General features: G+C 58.4%; 2 protein-coding genes. Both read left to right on the forward strand.

Going from position 1 to position 1443, the window contains the following annotated elements; all coding sequences use genetic code 11:
- A partial coding sequence (locus RRY12_11850; GenBank protein ID MEG2185365.1) for an ATP-binding cassette domain-containing protein occupies positions 1-754 on the forward strand: 754 nt, incomplete at its 5' end.
- Positions 751-1443: ABC transporter permease subunit (locus tag RRY12_11855; GenBank protein ID MEG2185366.1), on the forward strand; the 693-nt coding region annotated here is incomplete at its 3' end. The genes RRY12_11850 and RRY12_11855, both read left to right, overlap by 4 nt.

Consider the following 1443-nt stretch of genomic DNA (forward strand, 5'->3'; position numbering starts at 1 on the left):
AAACATCGGCATCGTCTTTCAGTCCTACGCGCTCTTCCCGAACATGACGGCCGCGGACAACATCGGATACGGCCTTTGGAACAGGCCCTGTTCGCGCGCGGAAGCGGCTTCGCGCGTAGATGCCGCGATAGAGATGACGGGATTGTGCGAGCAGAGGAAAAAATATCCGCAGCAGCTTTCCGGCGGCCAGCAGCAGCGCGTGGCACTTGCGCGCGCCATCGTGCTGAACCCGGAATTTCTGCTCCTTGACGAACCCCTGTCGGCGCTTGATGCTAAGGTGCGCGTAAAACTGCGCCGCGAGCTGCGCCGCATACAGCGGCAGCTTGGCATCACGACGATAATGGTGACGCACGACCAGGAGGAGGCGCTCTCCATGGCCGACCGCGTCATCGTGATGAACAACGCCTCTATCGAGCAGATAGACACTCCGCAGAATATCTATGAATCGCCGAAAAGCCCTTTCGTCGCGGATTTCGTAGGCACGGTGAATTTTATGAAGAGCCGCAGCTGGGCCATTCGCCCTGAGAGTTTAAAGATATATCAAAAGGCTGGCGCAAACGGCGCCATCCCGGCAACAATATCAGAGATCGAGTTCCGCGGCGCCTTCTACCGCGTGGGGGTAGCCTCAGACGACGGCGAGTTCACCGTAGACGTGCCGTCCCAGCAGGGGCGGCGGCTGCCTTTGCGCGCCGGCGCCGGCGTTTTTCTTGACATCCCTGCGGAAAAAATGATCTGCCTCGAGCGCGCGCTGTGATAAAGGTCAAAAACGGCAGCAGGTTCCAGCTCTTTCTGCTCGTTTTTTCGATATTATTTCTCTTAGCCGCTGTCGTCTGCCCTATGACCGCGCTTTTTGCAAAAGCCTTTCAGGCAAACGACGGGCGCTTCATAGGGCTTGCAAATTTCAGGGAATATTTCACACAGCCGCATCTTGTGAGGTCGCTCACAAACTCCCTTTTCGTCTCCTTCACCGTATCCTGCCTTTCGACCGCTCTTGCCTTCGTCTACGCCTACGCGCTTACGAGGGCGGCCGTGCCAGCAAAGCGGCTGCTGCGCTTTACCGCGATGCTGCCGCTTTTTGCGCCGACGATGATGTTTGGGATAGCTCTGGTCTACCTGATAGGCAACAAAGGGCTTCTTTCGATGGCGGGACTTTCACTTCCGCTTTACGGCCCGCTTGGGATAATCGTCTGCGAGGCGGTCTACACCTTCCCGCAGGCCTTTCTGATACTCTCCGTCACGCTCTCCTACTGCGACAACAGGCTCTACGAGGCGGCGCGCGTAATGGGGACGGGCGCGTTCCGCACCTTCCGAACGGTGACGCTGCCAGGCGCCAAGTTCGGAATCATCAGCGCGTGGCTCGTCTCATTCACGCTCTGCTTTGCGGACTTCGGCGCGCCGAAGGTGGTCGGCGGAAACTACAGCGTGCTTGCGACGGACTTCTAC

Source organism: Cloacibacillus sp., assembly GCA_036655895.1.
GTDB lineage: Bacteria > Synergistota > Synergistia > Synergistales > Synergistaceae > JAVVPF01.